The sequence below is a fragment of the Microbacterium sp. NPDC091382 genome (genome assembly GCF_044757025.1).
Taxonomy (GTDB): Bacteria; Actinomycetota; Actinomycetes; order Actinomycetales; family Microbacteriaceae; genus Microbacterium.
In genome coordinates this window covers 97,149-114,325 of the sequence record NZ_JBIVUD010000003.1, presented here as the reverse complement: position 1 = coordinate 114,325, position 17,177 = coordinate 97,149, and the positions used below count along the sequence as shown (strand labels likewise).

16 protein-coding genes are annotated in these 17,177 nt (G+C 70.8%); 11 read left to right on the top strand and 5 right to left on the bottom strand.

The window, feature by feature from the left end:
• The first annotated feature begins 74 nt into the window (after positions 1-74).
• Positions 75-1,733 carry a thiamine pyrophosphate-binding protein gene (locus tag ACIQLK_RS11985; RefSeq protein ID WP_400365025.1) on the top strand — a complete coding sequence of 553 codons (1,659 nt, stop codon included), beginning with the start codon at positions 75-77 and terminating at the stop codon, positions 1,731-1,733.
• 86 nt (positions 1,734-1,819) lie between these two features.
• On the opposite strand, the gene ACIQLK_RS11980 is transcribed toward ACIQLK_RS11985, so the two are convergent.
• From ACIQLK_RS11980 to ACIQLK_RS11970, 3 genes are all read right to left on the bottom strand, one after another.
• The gene (locus ACIQLK_RS11980) at positions 1,820-2,056 is read right to left on the bottom strand and encodes a PLDc N-terminal domain-containing protein (RefSeq protein ID WP_400365024.1); all 237 of its coding nucleotides are present in this window, start codon (positions 2,054-2,056) and stop codon (positions 1,820-1,822) included.
• A gap of 84 nt (positions 2,057-2,140) precedes the next feature.
• Entirely contained in the window at positions 2,141-4,021 is a 1,881-nt protein-coding gene (locus ACIQLK_RS11975) for an FAD-dependent monooxygenase (RefSeq protein WP_400365023.1), read from the bottom strand.
• 16 nt (positions 4,022-4,037) lie between these two features.
• A complete protein-coding gene (locus ACIQLK_RS11970; protein WP_400365022.1) occupies positions 4,038-5,420 on the bottom strand; it encodes an MFS transporter in 1,383 nt (460 codons plus the stop codon).
• A 104-nt stretch (positions 5,421-5,524) separates the two neighbouring features.
• On the opposite strand from ACIQLK_RS11970, the gene ACIQLK_RS11965 reads away from it, so the two are divergent.
• The 6 genes from ACIQLK_RS11965 to ACIQLK_RS11940 are packed head-to-tail and all read left to right on the top strand — an operon-like array spanning position 5,525 to position 11,981.
• Entirely contained in the window at positions 5,525-7,021 is a 1,497-nt protein-coding gene (locus ACIQLK_RS11965; protein ID WP_400365021.1) for a fumarylacetoacetate hydrolase family protein, read from the top strand.
• Positions 7,018-7,701, top strand: a complete 684-nt coding sequence (locus tag ACIQLK_RS11960; protein WP_400365020.1) for a GntR family transcriptional regulator — start codon at positions 7,018-7,020, stop codon at positions 7,699-7,701. Before ACIQLK_RS11965 ends, ACIQLK_RS11960 begins: the two co-directional genes overlap by 4 nt.
• 23 nt (positions 7,702-7,724) lie before the next feature.
• Entirely contained in the window at positions 7,725-9,236 is a 1,512-nt protein-coding gene (gene hpaE, locus ACIQLK_RS11955; RefSeq protein ID WP_400365019.1) for a 5-carboxymethyl-2-hydroxymuconate semialdehyde dehydrogenase, read from the top strand.
• 29 nt (positions 9,237-9,265) lie between these two features.
• Entirely contained in the window at positions 9,266-10,429 is a 1,164-nt protein-coding gene (hpaD, locus tag ACIQLK_RS11950) for a 3,4-dihydroxyphenylacetate 2,3-dioxygenase (protein WP_400365018.1), read from the top strand.
• Positions 10,429-11,214, top strand: coding sequence for a 2-keto-4-pentenoate hydratase (locus tag ACIQLK_RS11945; protein WP_400365017.1), 786 nt, complete (start codon positions 10,429-10,431; stop codon positions 11,212-11,214). Before hpaD ends, ACIQLK_RS11945 begins: the two co-directional genes overlap by 1 nt.
• The gene (locus tag ACIQLK_RS11940; RefSeq protein ID WP_400365016.1) at positions 11,199-11,981 is read left to right on the top strand and encodes an HpcH/HpaI aldolase/citrate lyase family protein; all 783 of its coding nucleotides are present in this window, start codon (positions 11,199-11,201) and stop codon (positions 11,979-11,981) included. Before ACIQLK_RS11945 ends, ACIQLK_RS11940 begins: the two co-directional genes overlap by 16 nt.
• Positions 11,982-11,996: 15 nt before the next feature.
• Here ACIQLK_RS11940 and ACIQLK_RS11935 read toward each other — a convergent pair whose 3' ends face one another.
• Positions 11,997-12,965: a squalene cyclase gene (locus tag ACIQLK_RS11935; protein WP_400365015.1), complete on the bottom strand. Its 969-nt coding sequence runs from the start codon at positions 12,963-12,965 to the stop codon at positions 11,997-11,999.
• Between the two features lie 52 nt (positions 12,966-13,017).
• Positions 13,018-13,821, bottom strand: coding sequence for an NAD(P)H-binding protein (locus ACIQLK_RS11930; protein ID WP_400365014.1), 804 nt, complete (start codon positions 13,819-13,821; stop codon positions 13,018-13,020).
• A 166-nt stretch (positions 13,822-13,987) separates the two neighbouring features.
• On the opposite strand from ACIQLK_RS11930, the gene ACIQLK_RS11925 reads away from it, so the two are divergent.
• The 4 genes from ACIQLK_RS11925 to ACIQLK_RS11910 all read left to right on the top strand — a co-directional run bounded on the left by ACIQLK_RS11925 (position 13,988) and on the right by ACIQLK_RS11910 (position 17,073).
• Positions 13,988-14,848 (top strand): ABC transporter substrate-binding protein, encoded by an 861-nt coding sequence (locus ACIQLK_RS11925; RefSeq protein WP_400365013.1) that lies wholly within the window; start codon positions 13,988-13,990, stop codon positions 14,846-14,848.
• Between the two features lie 34 nt (positions 14,849-14,882).
• Positions 14,883-15,728 carry an amino acid ABC transporter permease gene (locus tag ACIQLK_RS11920; RefSeq protein WP_400365012.1) on the top strand — a complete coding sequence of 282 codons (846 nt, stop codon included), beginning with the start codon at positions 14,883-14,885 and terminating at the stop codon, positions 15,726-15,728.
• Positions 15,725-16,459 carry an amino acid ABC transporter ATP-binding protein gene (locus ACIQLK_RS11915; RefSeq protein ID WP_400365011.1) on the top strand — a complete coding sequence of 245 codons (735 nt, stop codon included), beginning with the start codon at positions 15,725-15,727 and terminating at the stop codon, positions 16,457-16,459. Before ACIQLK_RS11920 ends, ACIQLK_RS11915 begins: the two co-directional genes overlap by 4 nt.
• A gap of 128 nt (positions 16,460-16,587) precedes the next feature.
• On the top strand, positions 16,588-17,073 hold the full coding sequence (locus ACIQLK_RS11910; RefSeq protein ID WP_400365010.1) for a GNAT family N-acetyltransferase: 486 nt from the start codon (positions 16,588-16,590) through the stop codon (positions 17,071-17,073).
• Positions 17,074-17,177: the final 104 nt, after the last annotated feature.

The window sequence follows — 17,177 nt, the reverse complement described above, 5'->3', positions numbered from 1 at the left end:
GCACGCAGCCACCCGCATCGCCGCGGGGCGCGAGACATATACGGCATCCGTCGTCATCGTCTCCAGGAGCTCTCATGCCCACCGTCGCCGCCCACGTCGCCGCCGCCCTCGCCGCCCACGTCGATCACGTCTTCGGCGTGATGGGCAACGGCAACGCCCTCGTGCTCGACGCGCTCGAACGCCGGGGCGACGTGACCTTCACCGCCGTCCGCCACGAGGCGGGGGGCGTCGTCGCCGCGGATGCGCACTTCCGCGCCGGCGGCGGCCTCGCTGCGGCCACCTCGACCTACGGCGCCGGCTTCACGAACACGCTCACGGCGCTCGCCGAGGCGGCGCAGGCCCGCGTGCCGCTGGTACTCGTCGTCGGCGACGAACCGACATCGGGTCCTCGCCCGTGGGACGTCGACCAGCTCTCGCTCGCGTCGGCCGTCGGCGTGCGCACGTACACCGTGGGACGAACGGATGCCGCGGCCACGACCGTGATCGCCATCGAGCACGCGCTGTCGTTCCGCATCCCCGTCGTCCTCGCGATCCCGTACGACGTGGGCGGCCGCGACGCCGGCGAGATCCCACCGCCGCCCGAGCCGGTGCTGCCCGCCCCACTGGCACCGACCGGTCCGCACGCGTCCGCGACGGTGGCCGCGGTCGCGCGGGACCTCGCGTCGGCCGAGCGGCCCCTCCTGCTCGCCGGCCGCGGCGCCTGGACGGCGGGAGCGGGCGAGGAGCTCGGACGACTCGCCGACGCCGTCGGGGCACTGACGGCATCCACCGCCCTCGGCCGCGGTGTCTTCCCGCGCGGTGAGTACGACCTGGGGGTGACCGGCGGGTTCGGCGCGGAGGGGGCGATGGCCGCGATCCGCGAGGCGGACGTCGTCGTCGTGTTCGGCGCGTCGCTCAACCAGTTCACGATGCGCTTCGGCGAGCTGTTCGCGCCGGGTGCGGCGATCGCGCAGGTCGACGTGGCGCCCGCGGCGACGCATCCGCAGGTGGGCCGGTACCTGCGAGCGGATGCCGCCCTCGCGGCGCGCGCGCTCGCGGACGAGCTCGCGCGGCTCGGCGGTGCGCCGTCGGGGTGGCGCGAGACGGTGGACGTCGCGAGCCTTCGCAGCTACGACGCCGGTGACGGTCTCGCGCCGGACGGGCGACTCGATCCGCGGAGCGCGGCGGCGGCGATCGCCGAGCTGCTGCCGGAGGATCGCGTCGTCGTCTCGGACGGCGGGCACTTCATCGGTTGGGCGAACATGTTCTGGCCGGTCGCCTCACCCGACCGGATGATGATGATCGGTACGGCCTATCAGTCGATCGGGCTCGGGTTCCCGTCCGTTCCGGGAGCCGCTCGTGCACGGCCGGAGTCGACGATCGTCCTCACGACGGGTGACGGCGGCGGCTTGATGGCGATCGCCGACCTCGAATCTGCCGTCCGGGTGGCGCGAGGACGCGGCCTCGCGGTGGTGTGGAACGACAGGGCGTACGGAGCGGAGGTGCACCTGTACGGCGTCATGGGTCTCGCCCGTGGGCCCATGGAGATCCCCGAGGTCGACTTCGCCGGCCTCGCGCGCGCCGTCGGAGCGGAGGGTGTCATCGTTCGGACGCTCGACGATCTGCAGGCTCTCGCCCGCTGGCGCGATCTCCCCGCCGACGAGCGGCCGTTCCTGCTGCTCGACCTGCGCGTCTCCGGTGCCGTCCGGGCGCCGTATCAGGAGGAGATCCTGCAGGTGAACCTGCGGCGCTGAGGCTCGGCGGGGCCGAGCCGACACGAACTGACGCTAAGACGCCGTCCTCGCTGCACCTCGCGTCGGGTCGACGGCGTGCGCCGGGCTCACGCCTCGCGGCGCGGCATCCGTGCCCGCCGACCGACCGCGAGCCACGCGACGGGACCGGCGACCGGAATCAGCAGCACCACGAGCACCCACACGAGCGCCTGCGTCGAGGTCAGCCGCCGCGCGGACAGCGCCAGCGAGACCAGGGCGACGATCGCAAGCACCGTCAGCACCAGCGCGACGATCGACCAGGCGATGTCGTCCGCGGCCGGGATCAGCGGGTTCACGGTGTCCACACCCCGACCCTAGTGCGAGAGGTCTCAGATGGTCGGCGGGACGCCGCGTCAGCGACCATCTGCGACGGTTCGAGGCACCGGGGCTCAGCCGGCGGGGCGGAAGGCGCCGGACAGGAAGTCCGCCAACTCGGCGGTCGCGGTCAGCGGCAGGACAGCGGCGACGTACTGGTCGGGCCGGACGACGACGACCGCGCCCTGCGCCGAGATCCCGCGCTCGGCGAAGATGTCGACATCCGTCCACGTCGAGGGTCCGGTCGCGTAGACCTTCTCCCAGTCCATGAGGCCGAGCGGCCCCGAGTGCGGACGGAACACGGCGGGAACCTCCGCCATCTCGACGTCCTCGTACCGTCGCGGGTAAATAACCTTGGCGTCGAAGACGGCATCGGGATCGGCCCCTGCCGGCGTGTGCCGGGCGATCGGACCGGATGCCGAGGCGAACCACTCCGCCCACGCCGAGAGGTCCTCGCCCGAGGCGTCCGCGAAGGCGTACACGCGCCATCGCCCGTCCGCCTTCGCGTGGTGCCCGAGGTGCACGACGTTGCCGTCCGCGACCCGGACGACCTCGGCCGACGTCAGTCGCTTGCCGACCGGGAACCCGGTCGCAAGGCCCTCGTGCCCGGTCCCCGAAACGATCGTCGACGGCCCGTACTGCGTCATGAACCCCGATGGGAACTCCGCGGTCGCCAGGTAGTAGGTCGCGAGATCCTCGGGGTCGGTTATCTCCTCGGGCTTGCGCGCCATCAGCGACGACCACTCCTTGTCGAAGTCGATCAGCTGCTGCGCGACGGGTCGCCGTTCGGCCTCGTAGGTGGCGAGGAGGGATGCCGGTGCCAGCCCGGTCAGCACGTGACCGAGCTTCCACCCGAGATTGAACCCGTCCTGCATCGAGACGTTCATGCCCTGGCCGGCCTTGGCACTGTGCGTGTGGCACGCGTCGCCGGTGAGGAAGACACGCGGATCGCGGTCACTGCCGGCCGGCACGTCGTCGAACCCGTCGGTGACGCGGTGCCCGACCTCGTAGACGCTGTGCCAGGCGACCTGCCTCACGTCGATCGTGTACGGATGCAGGATCTCATTGGCGCGGCGGATGACCTCCTCGATGGGGGTCTCGCGGACCCGGTGGTTGTCGTCCGCCGCGACGGCGCCGAGGTCGATGTACATGCGGCTGAGGTACCCGCCCTCGCGCGGGATGTGGAGGATGTTCCCCGCCGAGCTGTTGATGGCGCACTTGATGCGCCAGTCCGGGAAGTCGGTGTCGCCGAGGACGTCCATGACACCCCACGCGTGCTTCGACGCGTCGCCGACGTGCACGCGTCCGATCGCCCGTCGCACGCCGCTCCGGGCGCCGTCGCAGCCGACCACGTACCGCGCCCGGATGACGCGTTCCTCCCCCGCCCGGGGACCGTCGACGTGGCGGACCGTCACGGCGACGGGGGCCGCGGCATCCTCGGGCACCTCGAGGTCGACGAACTCGATGCCGTAGTCGGGCACGATCCGTCCGGGGCCGTGCGCGGCCGCCTCGGCGAAGTAGTCCAGCACGCGCGCCTGGTTGACGATGAGGTGGGGGAACTCGCTGATCTTCAGGCCGTAGTCGTCGGTCCGCGACGTGCGGCGGATCCGGCTTGGATCGGCCGGGTCGGGGCCCCAGAAGTTCATGTAGCCGATGTTGTACGCCTCGGCGATGATCCGCTCCGCGAACCCGAACGCCTGGAAGGTCTCCACCGACCGCGGCTGGATGCCGTCGGCCTGCCCCAGTTCGAGCCGGCCCGTGCGCCGCTCGATGAGCCGGGTCGAGACCTGCGGGAACTGCGACATCTGGGCGGCCAGCAGCATCCCCGCCGGACCCGATCCCACGATGAGCACGTCCGTCTCGTCGGGGAGCTCCTCGGGCCGGTCGATCCCGGTGCCCGCGGCGGGCGCGACCCGCGGGTCACCGGAGACGTAGCCGTGGTGGTGGAACTGCATGGTTCTCCTCGGGCGCTCAGGCGCGGGTCAGGCCGCGGACCGGGCTGACGGCCTGCTCCGCCTCGTGATCGGGGTCGAGCGGGATGCCGCTGCGATCGCGCAGCAGCAGCGTCGCCACCAGGCCCAGCACGGTCATCCCGGCCAGGTACCACGTGACGGGTGTGGTCGAGCCGAAGGCGGCGACGAGTGCCGTCGCGATCGTCGGCGCGAAGGCGCCGCCGAGGATGGCACCGATGGCGTACGAGATCGAGACGCCCGAGAAGCGGATCGACGCGGGGAACAGCTCTGCGTAGAGCGCCGCCTGCGGGCCGTAGGTGAAGCCGAGGCCGATCGTGAGGATCGCGAGACCCAGGAACAGCACGAAGACATTGCCCGTGTTGACGAGCGGGAAGAGAGTGAACACGCCGACGAGCTGCATGATCCAGCCCGCGATGTAGGTCGTGCGGCGCCCGATCCGGTCGGAGACGAACCCGGCCACGAGAGTCGAGAGCAGCCACGTGACCGCCGATCCCGTCACCGCCCAGAGCACCGGACCGCGGTCGAGGGCGAGCGGGCCCTCGGGGTTGGTGGCGTACCCCTGGATGTACCCGCCCGTGGTCATGTAGCCGACGGCGTTGTTGCCGGCGAAGACGAAGGCGGCGATGATCACGAGGACCGCGTGCGTGCGGAACAGCTCGACGATCGGCATCCGGCTGTGCTCCTTGCGCTCGGCGAGCTCGAGGAAGACGGGGCTCTCCTCGACGCGACGGCGGACGTACCAGCCGACGAGGATCAGGACGACGCTGAGCAGGAACGGCACGCGCCAGCCCCACTGCAGGAACTGCTCGCCGGGAGCGATCGCCGACATGAGCGCCATGACGCCCGAGGCGAGCAGGAGCCCCAGCGGCACGCCGATCTGCGGGGAAGCGCCGAACGCGCCGCGCCGGGTCTTGGGGGCGTGCTCGACGGCCATGAGCACCGCGCCGCCCCACTCGCCGCCGGCGGAGATGCCCTGCAGGATGCGCAGCAGCACGAGGATGATGGGCGCGGCGAGACCGATCGACTCGTAGCTCGGCAGCACGCCGATGAGGGCGGTGGCGAGCCCCATGAGGATGAGCGTCCACATGAGCACGACCTTGCGGCCGTACTTGTCGCCCAGGTGTCCCGCGAGGAACGCGCCGAGCGGACGGAAGAGGAAGCTCACCCCGACGGTCGCGAACCCGATGAGGACGCTGTCCTTGCCGAGAGGGGCGAAGAAGAGCTGGCCGAACACGAGGCCGACGGCGGTCGCGTAGATGAAGAAGTCGTACCACTCCACGGTGGTGCCGACGACGGTGGCGAACACGACGCGGCGGCGGTCCGCGGCTGTCGCGATGGTCCCGGTGGGAGTGAACCCGTCACGGGCGGGGGAAGTGCTCATGCTGACTCCTGTGTCATCCGACGTCTTCGTCGATATCCGGTTGTCCGGGGCAGCACGATCATATACGATTTGAGATACGACGCAAGGGCGAAGGAGCTCAGACGATGCAGAACGACGATTCGGTGACGGATGCCGCGACCGCCGACCCGCGCTTCGCGGCCCTTCCCGGCCGACCGGGGAAGATCATCGCCGTCCACCTGAACTACCGCTCGCGCGCCGCTCAACGCGGGCGCACCCCCGCGGCACCGTCGTACTTCTTCAAGGCGTCGAGTTCGGTCGCCGCTTCGGGCGGCACGGTCGAGCGGCCCACGGGCACCGAACTGCTCGCCTTCGAGGGTGAGATCGCGCTCGTGATCGGTGCCGCCGCCCGCCGGGTGAGCGTCGACCGAGCGTGGGATCACGTCGCGGGGGTCACGGCATCCGACGACCTCGGCCTCTACGACCTGCGCGCGAACGACAAGGGCTCGAACGTCCGATCCAAGAGCGGCGACGGGTTCACGCCGATCGGCCCCCTCGCCCTCGACGCCCGTGCGCTCGACCCCACCCGCCTGCGCGTGCGCTCCTGGGTGAACGGCGAGCTCGCCCAGGAGGGCTCCACCGACGACCTCCTCTTCCCCCTCCCGCAGATCGTCGCCGACCTGTCGCAGCACATGACCCTCGAACCCGGCGACGTCATCCTCACCGGGACGCCCGCGGGCTCGTCGGTCATCGCCCCCGGCGACGTCGTGGAGATCGAGGTCGACGCCCTCGACACCGGAGTGTCCACGGGCCGACTGACGACGACCGTCGTCGCCGGTCCGGACGCCCCCTTCGACCCGGCACTCGGCTCGCTCCCCCAGGTCGACGACACGCAGCGCGAAGAAGCCTGGGGATCCCGCGGGGCCGCCGGGCTCGCGACGGCATCCGTCCTCTCCCCCGACCTGCGCGCGAAGCTCGAGCGCGTCCCGGTCGCAGGGCTGTCGCAGCAGCTGCGAAAGCGCGGCCTCGACAACGTCACGATCGACGGCGTCGCACCGCTCCACCCCGACGCCAAACTCGTCGGCGTCGCCGCGACCCTCCGCTTCGTGCCGAACCGCGAGGACCTGTTCCGAAGCCACGGCGGCGGCTACAACGCGCAGAAGCGCGCGTTCGACGCGGTTCGCGAGGGCGAGGTCATCGTCATCGAGGCGCGCGGCGAAGCCGGATCCGGCACGCTCGGCGACATCCTCGCGATCCGTGCCCACGCGCAGCGCGCAGCCGGCATCGTGACCGACGGCGGCGTGCGCGACGCCGCCGCGGTCGCCGCGGTCGGCATCCCCGTCTACTCGGCCGGCGCCCACCCCGCGGTCCTCGGCCGCAAGCACGTGCCGTGGGATGCCGGGGGCACGATCGCCTGCGGCGGCACGACCGTGCAGCCGGGCGACATCATCGTGGGCGACCGCGACGGCGTCATCGTGCTGCCACCGGCGCTCGCCGAGGAGGTCGCCGACGCAGCCCTCGCACAGGAGGACGAGGACGCCTGGATCGCCGCCCGCGTCGCCGAGGGCGAACCCGTCGACGGACTGTTCCCCATGAACGCGCAGTGGCGCGGACGCTACGAGGCCGAGCGGAGCAGCCGATGAGCGGGATCGCCGCGCCGAGCAAGTCGCAGCAGGCGTACGCCTGGCTCAAGGAGCGCATCGTCGACGAGACGTTCACCCCCGGCTACCGCCTGGTGCTCGGCAGCATCGCGGGCGAGCTCGACATGAGCGTCGTGCCGGTGCGCGAGGCGATCCGTCAGCTCGAGGCCGAAGGGCTCGTCACCTTCGAGCGCAACGTCGGCGCGCGCGTCGCAATGGTCGACGACTCGCAGTACCGCTACAGCATGCAGGCGCTGTCGATCCTCGAGGGCACCGCCACCGCGCTGTCGGCGCGAGCGCTCACCGGATCGGACATCCGGCGAGCGCGCGAGATCAACGAGCTCATGATCGAGACGCTCGACCACTTCGATCCGCGAGCCTTCACGCGGTTGAACCAGGAGTTCCACGCGACCCTCTTCGAGCGGTGCGCCAACCCGCGGATGCTGGAGCTCGTCCAGACCGAGTGGGCACGGCTCGGGCACCTCCGTGACTCGACGTTCAGCTTCGTACCCGGCCGAGCGCAGGAGTCGGTGCGCGAGCACGAGCAGATCCTCGTCCTCATCGAGCGGAGCGCCCCCCTCAGCGAGATCGAGCACGCCGCGCGTCGACACCGCTCGGCGACCCTCGACGCCTATATGACCCATGAACACCCCGACCAGGCCCTCGGCCTGCCGAACTTCTGACCCCTCAAGCAAGGACGCACGACATGACGGATCCCACCCTGGCGGCCCCGCACACGCCCGACGGCCTACCGGGCCGCATCCAGCACTACATCGACGGCGCGTTCGTCGACTCCGTGGACGGCGAGACCTTCGACGTCCTCGATCCGGTGACCAATCGCGTCTACCTGCAGGCCGCGGCCGGCAAGAAGGCTGATGTGGATGCCGCCGTGGCCGCCGCACGCCGCGCCTTCACCGACGGCCCGTGGCCGAAGATGCTGCCGCGCGAGCGCTCGCGCATCCTGCACCGGATCGCCGACCTCGTCGAGGCGCGCGACGCCCGGCTCGCTGAGCTCGAATCGTTCGACTCGGGGCTCCCGATCACACAGGCGCTCGGCCAGGCGCGTCGCGCGGCCGAGAACTTCCGCTTCTTCGCCGACCTGACCGTCGCCCAGTCCGACGACACCTTCAAGGTTCCGGGGCGTCAGATCAACTACGTCAACCGCAAGCCGATCGGCGTGGCCGGGCTCATCACCCCGTGGAACACGCCGTTCATGCTGGAGTCCTGGAAGCTCGGGCCCGCTCTCGCGACGGGCAACACGGTCGTGCTGAAGCCGGCCGAGTTCACGCCGCTGTCGGCATCGCTCTGGGCCGGCATCTTCGAAGAGGCGGGACTCCCCCAGGGCGTCTTCAACCTCGTCAACGGCCTCGGCGAGGACGCCGGCGATGCGCTCGTGAAACACCCCGACGTGCCGCTCATCTCCTTCACCGGCGAGAGCGCGACCGGCCAGCTGATCTTCGCCAACGCAGCGCCGTGGCTGAAGGGCCTGTCGATGGAGCTGGGCGGCAAGAGCCCCGCCGTCGTCTTCGCCGACGCCGATCTCGACGCCGCAATCGATGCGACGATCTTCGGGGTGTTCTCGCTCAACGGAGAGCGGTGCACGGCGGGCAGCCGCATCCTCGTCCAGCGCGAGGTGTACGACGAGTTCGTCGAGCGCTACGCGGCGCAGGCCCAGCGCGTGACCGTCGGCTACCCCCACGATCCCGCCACCGAGGTCGGGGCCCTCGTGCACCCGGAGCACTACGACAAGGTCATGTCGTACGTCGAGATCGGCAAGGGCGAAGCGCGCCTGGTCGCCGGCGGCGGCCGCCCCGACGGGTTCGCCGAGGGCAACTTCGTCGCCCCCACGGTGTTCGCCGACGTGCCCCCGACCGCGCGCATCTTCCAGGAGGAGATCTTCGGTCCCGTCGTCGCGATCACGCCCTTCGATACGGATGACGAGGCGCTCGCCCTCGCGAACGACACGACCTACGGCCTCGCCGCCTACATCTGGACGAACGATCTCAAGCGCGCACACAACTTCTCGCAGGCCGTCGAGGCCGGCATGGTGTGGCTGAACTCGAACAACGTCCGCGACCTCCGCACGCCGTTCGGCGGGGTGAAGGCGTCCGGACTCGGCCATGAGGGCGGCTACCGCTCGATCGACTTCTACACCGACCAGCAGGCCGTGCACATCACACTCGGCGCGGTCCACAACCCCACGTTCGGCAAGAACTGACTCCGCCCACGACCAGCAAGGACGCTGATATGAGCCACCGCGACGGCATGACCAAGACCTTCTCCGGGTTCTTCGTCTCGCAAGAAGCCCCCATCCGCACCGACGACCCCGTGCAGACGCCGACTTCGCCCGCCCCCGACATCCTGCGCTGCGCCTACATGGACCTCGTGGTCACCGATCTCGCGGCATCCCGCCAGTTCTACGTCGACGTCCTGGGACTTCACATCACCGAGGAGGACGACGAGGTCATCTACCTGCGCTCGACCGAGGAGTTCATCCACCACAACCTCGTGCTGCGGAAAGGTCCCGTCGCCGCCGTCGCCGCCTTCTCGTATCGGGTCCGCACGCCCGAGGACCTCGATCGGGCCGTCGCCTTCTACGAGGAGATCGGATGCCGCGTCGAACGCCGCGCCGAGGGCTTCACGAAGGGCATCGGCGACTCCGTACGCGTCGAGGACCCGCTCGGCTTTCCCTACGAGTTCTTCCACCACAGCGAGCACGTCGAGCGGCTGTCGTGGCGGTACGACCTGCAGATTCCCGGGGAGTTGGTGCGCCTCGACCACTTCAACCAGGTGACGCCGGACGTGCCGCGCGCCGTGCGCCACTACCAGGACCTGGGGTTCCGGGTGACGGAGGACATCCAGGACGAGGACGGCACGGTCTACGCGGCGTGGATGCGGCGCAAGCCCACCGTGCACGACACCGCCGCGACCGGCGGCGACGGGCCCCGCATGCACCACGTCGCCTTCGCGACGCACGAGAAGCACAACATCCTCGCGATCTGCGACAAGCTCGGCGCGCTCCGTCGCTCCGACGCGATCGAGCGGGGGCCGGGCCGTCACGGCGTCTCGAATGCGTTCTACCTGTACCTGCGCGACCCCGACGGCCACCGCGTGGAGATCTACACGCAGGACTACTACACCGGCGACCCCGACAACCCCGTCGTCACGTGGGACGTCCACGACAACCAGCGGCGCGACTTCTGGGGCAACCCCGTCGTCCCGTCCTGGTACACCGAGGCATCCCTCGTCCTCGACCTCGACGGCAATCCGCAGCCGGTCCGTACGCGTGAGCACCGCAGCGAGATGGCGGTGACGATCGGCGCCGACGGCTTCTCGTACACCCGCGAGGGCGACGACGAGGCGATGCCGTCGTGGAAGCAGGGCGAGTACAAGCTGGGGAACCAGCTCTGATGCTGTCCGCCGACGACGTCTCGCGCATCGCCGACGAGCTCGCCCAAGCCGACCGCGCGCACGGCGTCATCCCGCGGATCACGGCGCGCTACCCGCAGGCGACGGTCGAGGACTCGTACGCGATCCAGGGCGTCTGGCGCGACCGGATGGTCGCGTCGGGACGGCGTCTCGTCGGCCGCAAGATCGGCCTGACCTCGAAGGCGATGCAGCAGGCGACAGGCATCACCGAACCCGACTACGGCGTCATGTTCGACGACACCGTCTACCGCTCGGGCGACGGCATCCCGGTCGACCACTTCTCGAACGTGCGGATCGAGGTCGAGCTGGCCTTCGTCCTGGCGAGGCCCCTCGAAGGTCCCGACTGCACGCTCGAGGACGCCCTCGCGGCCATCGACTACGCCGTGCCCGCGCTCGAGGTGCTGAACTCGCACATCGAGCTCGAGGGACGCACGATCGTCGACACGATAAGCGACAACGCCGCGTACGGCGCGATGGTCCTCGGCACCGAGCACCGCCGTCCCGACGAGATCGACCTGCGCTGGGTGCCCGGAGTCCTGTCGCGCAACGGCGAGATCGAGGAGACCGGTGTCGCCCAGGGCGTGCTCGGGCACCCCGCGACCGGCGTCGCGTGGCTCGCGAACAAACTCCACCAGCACGGTGCGCGGCTCGAGGCGGGTGAGATCATCCTCGCGGGCTCGTTCACCCGGCCCATGTGGGTGTCGCGCGGCGACGAGGTGCGCTGCGACTATGGGCCGATGGGAGTCATCGAATGCCGTTTCATCTGAACCCGACGTTCCGCGAGGATCTGGCGGATGCCGATCGTCCCCTCGCGGGCATGTGGGTCTGCTCCGGGTCGCCGCTGGTCGCCGAGATCTGCGCGGGGGCGGGCCTCGACTGGCTGCTCATCGACATGGAGCACTCCCCGAACGGCCTCGAGTCGGTACTCGCCCAGCTGCAGGCCGTCGCGGCCGCCCCCGTGACGACGGTGGTGCGTGTGCCGATCGGGGATGTCGTGACGATCAAGCAGGTGCTCGACCTGGGCGCGCAGAACATCCTCGTGCCGATGGTCGACACGGCCGCGCAGGCGGCGGAGCTCGTCGCGGCGGTCCGCTATCCGCCTCGCGGTCGCCGGGGCGTCGGGTCTGCGCTCGCCCGTTCCGGCCGGTGGAATCGCGTCGAGGACTACCTCGCCGACGCCGACCGCCACGTCTCATTGTTCGTGCAGGTCGAGACGGTCGAGGGCGTCCGGAACGCCGCCGAGATCGCCGCAGTCGACGGTGTGGACGGCGTGTTCGTCGGTCCTAGCGACCTGGCTGCGTCGATGGGACTCCTGGGGGCGCAGACGCATCCGGACGTCGTCACCGCCGCCCTCGAGGCGTTCACGGCCGTGCGCGGCGCGGGCAAACCGGTCGGGGTCAACGCGTTCGATCCGGATGCCGCGCAGCGCTACCTCGATGAGGGCGCGTCGTTCGTCCTGGTCGGCGCCGACGTGACGCTCCTCGCGCGAGGATCAGAGGCGTTCGCCGCGCGGTGGGTGCCCCCTCGCGACTGAGCGACCGCAGGGTCGTCAGCGGTCGGCATCGCACCACCGCAGGACCCGGAGCGCGAGGAACGTGAGCCATCGCGACGGCTGCCCCTCGGGCGCGTCGATGTCGAACCATCGCCGCCCCTCGAGCGCGCGTCCCTGGAGCCAGGTGCCGTCCGGATGCCGCGCCGCGCGCACCATCTCGATCGCGTCGGCCAGCCGCGGGTCGGGAGCGGAACCGTCGTGCAGCGACGCCTCGCGGAAATGGTCGAGCGCGGCGAGCGCGCTGTAGCGGTACCGGTTGGGGTAGACGAAGTCGGTGACGAACGGTCCGACGAGGTCCCCCGTCGACAGCCGGTACGCCAGGCGCCGTTCGAGGAGGTACTCCTCGCCGCGGTTCCTGCTGGCCCGCAGCGCCGTGTCACTGCGGAACTGCTCGTAGGCGAGCATGCCGCGGACGGCATTCAGGGTCGAGTGGAACGAGCCGCGCACGGACTCACCCTCCTCGGCCTCGCAGTTCCATCCGCCGTCGGCGAGCTGATGCTCGGGGAACCAGCGCGCCAACGCCGAGACGTCGGCACCGAGCCAGGCTCCCGTCCCGAGCGTGAACGCGTTGATGCAGACGTCCACCTCGCCGCCCCAGTACGGCAGGTCGTCGTACTCCCAGCGGCTGTTGCGCGCCAGCTTCGCCGCGGTGTCCCCGAGAGCGGATGCCGGGACTCCCCACTCGCGCAGATCCTTGAGCGTCCAGGTCGTGGCCGTCCACGGCTGGCCGGGCATCTCGGACTCGGGGCTGCCGAAGAACCCGGCGGGGAAGTAGGCCCCGCCCTCCCACTGCCCGTCGGCGCCCTGCTGGGCGAGGAGCGTCGCGCCGTTCCCCTCCGTCGCGACGCGCGCACGCGTTGCCTCCCACTGCGCAGGCGGTGCGCCGAGCAGATCCCGCTCGACCTGCCACCGCAACGACGGATCGGAATCGAGCAGCCAGTCCAGGATCGCCTGCGTGGGGGTCATGTCGGCATCCTCCCGCCCTCCACCGACATCCGCCAGAGCGAGGGCGCAGGGCTCAGCCGCGCTGGGCCAGCATCTCGCCGTAGCCGTCCTCGAAGGTCGGGTACGCGAGGCCGTCGAGCACCTCACCGAGGCGCGTGCCGTCGAGGACGGTCCCGCGTCGCTCGTCGGGCTCCCCGCGCGGCGGCACCGGGACGCCGAGGCGGTCGGCGAGGAATGTGACCACCTCCCCGAGCGTCGCGGGACGCCGGTCGACGGCGTGCAGCACGGCGGGCACCTCCTCCGCGCGCAGCATGGTCAGGATCGTGCGGACGACGTCGGTCTCGTGGATGCGATTGGTCCGGCGATCGTGGTCGACGGGCGCCCCCGCCAGCACCTGCCGGATGAGCCGGTCGCGGCCCGGGCCGTAGATCCCCGCCGGCCGCAGGATGGTCGCCCCCAGCAGTTCGGCGGCGCGCACTTCGCCGTCGACGAGCTGCCGGGCGCGTTCGCTGCGCGGTCGCGGCTCATCATCCTCGTCGAGCGCGCGCTCGTCGCTGTAGCCCTCGAACACCCGCGTCGACGACACCCAGATCGTGCGTGCCGGCCGCTCGGGCAGGGCTTCGGCGACGCGGCTAACCGCTTCCGCGAGGAAGTCCGGCTGCTCGCCCGGCGGCAGCGTCACGACCACCGCGTCGACCTCGGGCAGCGCCTCATCGAGCGGGCGGGACAGGTCCGCCGCGATGTGCTGCCAGCTGTCCGAATCGGATGCCGCCGACCGCCGCAGTGCGACCACCTCGCCGCCTGCGCGGCGCAGTTCCTCCGCGACGCGCGATCCGATGCGTCCGGAACCGACCAGGAGTGTGCGCGCGGGGATCATCCCCTCATCCTCCCAGCAGCCCCGGGTGTCGGGCGTGTAACAAAGCGTCGCCGCCGCGCCCGCGGCATCCGTCCTCGCGCGAGAATGATGTCCGGCGCTCCGCGACACGCGGCGACGCCCACTCGACCCCCTCGTCCGAGCACCCTCGGCGCCCCCGGAGGCCCTCATGTCCCGTCGTCCCGCCCTGCGCACCGCCCTCGTCGCCTCCGCCGCGGCCCTCGCCCTGCTCCTCGGAGGCTGCGCCTCGACCGCCGCACCGGGCGCCGGCGCGTCCGCGGGTGCCACGCCCTCGGCCGACGACTACGTCACCCCCGGGAAGTTCACGGTCGCCACCGGCGAGACCGCGTACGAGCCCTACGTGTACGACGACGAGCCCGAGTCGGGCAAGGGCTTCGAGGCGGCCGTCGCGTACGCCGTCGCCGACAAGCTCGGGTTCGCGAAGGACGACGTCGAGTGGGTCCGCACCAGCTTCGAAGCCGCGATCGCCCCCGGACCGAAGAGCTTCGACGTCAACATCCAGCAGTACACGATCACCGACGACCGCAAGAAGGGCGTCGACTTCTCCTCTCCCTACTACTCGGCGAGCCAGTCGATCATCGCCCTCAAGGGCGGCAAGGCCGAGGGCGTCACCGACCTCGCCGGGCTCACGGACATCACGATCGGTGCCATGGCGAACTCGACGAGCGCCCTCACGCTCGACGCCCTCGACCTGGGGCTCACCCCGAAGCTCTACAACTCCAATGAGGACGCGACCGCCGCGCTCAGTGCCGGACAGGTGGATGCCGTCGTCCTCGACACCCCGACCGCGTACGTCGCCGTCACGGCCTACATCACCGACTCCTTCATCGTCGGAGAGCTGCCCAAGGTGGGCGTCGAGGATCAGTGGGGCCTGCTCCTCGCCAAGGACTCCCCGCTGACCCCCGCGGTCAGCGCCGCCGTCGACGAGCTGCGCGAGGACGGAACGCTTGCAGAGCTCGAGAAGGAATGGCTCTCGGGCCTCACCGAAGGCGTGACGAAGCTCCAGTGACGAAGCTCCAGCGAGGACGCGCTAGCGTCGATCCGTGAGTACCCGCACCCCGAGCGCGCTCGAGCTCGACCGTCGCGCCTATCGGCGCGGGCGCGAGCGACGGTCCGCGCTGATTGCGATCCTCTCGACGGCCGCCTTCGCGGTGATCGTGTGGGCGACGGTCATCAACACCGAGGGCTGGGCGAAGGTCCAACAGGCCTTCTTCGACCCCGGCGTCGCCCTCGAGGCGCTGCCCAAGGTGTGGGAGGGCTTCCTCCTCAACCTGACGGTGCTCGGTATCTCGATCTTCACGGTCGGCGGCGTCGCCCTGATCCTCGCTCTGCTGCGCACCCTTCGCGGCCCGGTCTTCTTCCCGGTCCGGACTCTGGTGGCGGGGTACACCGACCTGTTCCGCGGACTGCCCTTCATCATCGTGCTGTACCTCGCCGGGTTCGGACTGCCGACGATCGTCGGCGAGCGGATCGACGAGCTCTTCCTCGGAGTGCTGGCGGTAACCCTCACCTACTCGGCCTATGTCGCCGAGGTGATCCGTGCCGGCATCGACTCGGTGCACCCGTCCCAGCGGCTCGCCGCGCGTGCCCTCGGTCTGAACCACGTGCAGACCCTCCGCCGCGTCGTTCTTCCGCAGGCCCTGCGCAAGATGACGCCGGCGCTCATGAACGACGTCGTCTCGATGCAGAAGGATGTCGGGCTCATCTCGATCATCGCGAGCCTCGACGCGCTCGCACGGGCGAAGGGCGTCGTCGCGACGACGTACAACTTCACGCCGTATGTCGTGGCCGGCATCCTCTTCATCCTGCTCGCGATCCCCACCATCCGGCTGACGGACTGGTACACGGCACGGCTCCGCGAACGCGAACAGTCAGGATCGGTGCTGTGAGCGACATCTTGCGGGCCACCGGCATCCGGAAGTCCTTCGGGGACCGAGAGGTGCTGCAGGGGGTCGACGTGACGCTCGGCGCGCACGAGGTCGTCGCGCTGATCGGTGCCAGCGGATCGGGCAAGTCGACGCTGCTGCGCTGCTTGGGGCTCCTCGAACCCATCGACGACGGGCAGATCTTCCTCGGCGAGGAGGACATCTCCGACCCGCGCGTGGATGGCAACCGCGTGCGGGCGCGCCTGGGTGCGGTGTTCCAGAGCTTCAACCTCTTCCCGCACCTCTCGGTGATCGACAACGTCACCCTCGCGTCTCGCGTGGTGCACCGGATGCCGCGCCGCGACGCCGAAGCCCGCGCGGTCGAGCTGCTGGCCCGGGTGGGGCTCGCCGACAAGGCGAAGGATCACCCCGACCGGTTATCGGGAGGTCAGCAGCAGCGCGTCGCGATCGCCCGTGCGATCGCGACCGACCCCGAGGTGCTGCTGCTCGACGAGATCACCTCCGCACTCGACCCGCAGCTGGTGGGAGAGGTCCTCGAGCTCGTCCGCGACCTGGCGTCGGAGGGCGCGACGATCCTGATGGCGACGCACGAGATGGCCTTCGCTCGCGACGTCGCCGACCGCGTCGTGTTCCTCGACGCCGGCACGATCGTCGAGCAGGGTCCGCCGTCGGCCGTGCTGCGGCATCCGCGTGAGGAGCGCACCCGCGCCTTCCTCGCCCGCTTCACCGCCTGAGCCGCGGCGGGGCGTCGACGGGGCGTCGACGGATGCAAGGGATGCCGGGCGACACCCGGCATCCCTCGTCACCTCACCGGCGTGTCGCGCGCGATCTATTGCATCCGTGAACGGGAGAGGATGGTCGGGTGAGCCTGTCTATACGACCCGCCCGCCTGGAAGGGGCCGATGGACGCGCGGTCGCCGCGATGCTGACGGCATACCACGCGCAGACCGAGGGCGAGAAGATCGCGCACGGCGTCGCTGAACCCGGCGACCTGCCCGAGCGATACGCGGCCGAAGTCAGCGATCCCGCGGCGTCCTTCGCCGGCGCCGAGGTCGTCCTCGCGGATCGTGACGGCGAGGCGATCGGGATGGCCGTCCTGCACGGGTCCGAGTCCGACCTCGAGATCAAGCGCCTCTGGGTCGCGCTCAGGGGGCGCCGGACAGGCGCCGGAACTGCCCTGATGGCGGATGCCGCGACGCGCGGCCGAGCCGCTGGCGCGATCGGTCTGCGGCTGTCGGTCTGGGACTGGCGCATGGAAGCGCTCGCCCTGTACGCGCGCCAGGGATTCGCCCGGGTCCCGTCGTGGGAGTCGCGCGAGCGGCTCGTGTGTCTTCGCCGCGAGCTCTGACCTCCGAACCGCCGCCGGGGCGTCGACGGGGCGTCGACGGATGCAAGGGATGCCGGGCGACACCCGGCATCCCTCGTCACCTCACTGGCGTGTCGCGCGCGATC

Excerpts from the sequence above, each read along its gene's own strand:
- ACIQLK_RS11985 (WP_400365025.1), top strand. The coding sequence starts at position 75 with ATGCCCACCGTCGCCGCCCACGTCGCCGCCGCCCTCGCCGCCCACGTC.
- ACIQLK_RS11975 (WP_400365023.1), bottom strand. The coding sequence starts at position 4,021 with ATGCAGTTCCACCACCACGGCTACGTCTCCGGTGACCCGCGGGTCGCG.
- ACIQLK_RS11970 (WP_400365022.1), bottom strand. The coding sequence starts at position 5,420 with ATGAGCACTTCCCCCGCCCGTGACGGGTTCACTCCCACCGGGACCATC.
- ACIQLK_RS11965 (WP_400365021.1), top strand. The coding sequence starts at position 5,525 with ATGCAGAACGACGATTCGGTGACGGATGCCGCGACCGCCGACCCGCGC.
- ACIQLK_RS11960 (WP_400365020.1), top strand. The coding sequence starts at position 7,018 with ATGAGCGGGATCGCCGCGCCGAGCAAGTCGCAGCAGGCGTACGCCTGG.
- hpaE (WP_400365019.1), top strand. The coding sequence starts at position 7,725 with ATGACGGATCCCACCCTGGCGGCCCCGCACACGCCCGACGGCCTACCG.
- hpaD (WP_400365018.1), top strand. The coding sequence starts at position 9,266 with ATGAGCCACCGCGACGGCATGACCAAGACCTTCTCCGGGTTCTTCGTC.
- ACIQLK_RS11945 (WP_400365017.1), top strand. The coding sequence starts at position 10,429 with ATGCTGTCCGCCGACGACGTCTCGCGCATCGCCGACGAGCTCGCCCAA.
- ACIQLK_RS11940 (WP_400365016.1), top strand. The coding sequence starts at position 11,199 with ATGCCGTTTCATCTGAACCCGACGTTCCGCGAGGATCTGGCGGATGCC.
- ACIQLK_RS11935 (WP_400365015.1), bottom strand. The coding sequence starts at position 12,965 with ATGACCCCCACGCAGGCGATCCTGGACTGGCTGCTCGATTCCGATCCG.
- ACIQLK_RS11930 (WP_400365014.1), bottom strand. The coding sequence starts at position 13,821 with ATGATCCCCGCGCGCACACTCCTGGTCGGTTCCGGACGCATCGGATCG.
- ACIQLK_RS11925 (WP_400365013.1), top strand. The coding sequence starts at position 13,988 with ATGTCCCGTCGTCCCGCCCTGCGCACCGCCCTCGTCGCCTCCGCCGCG.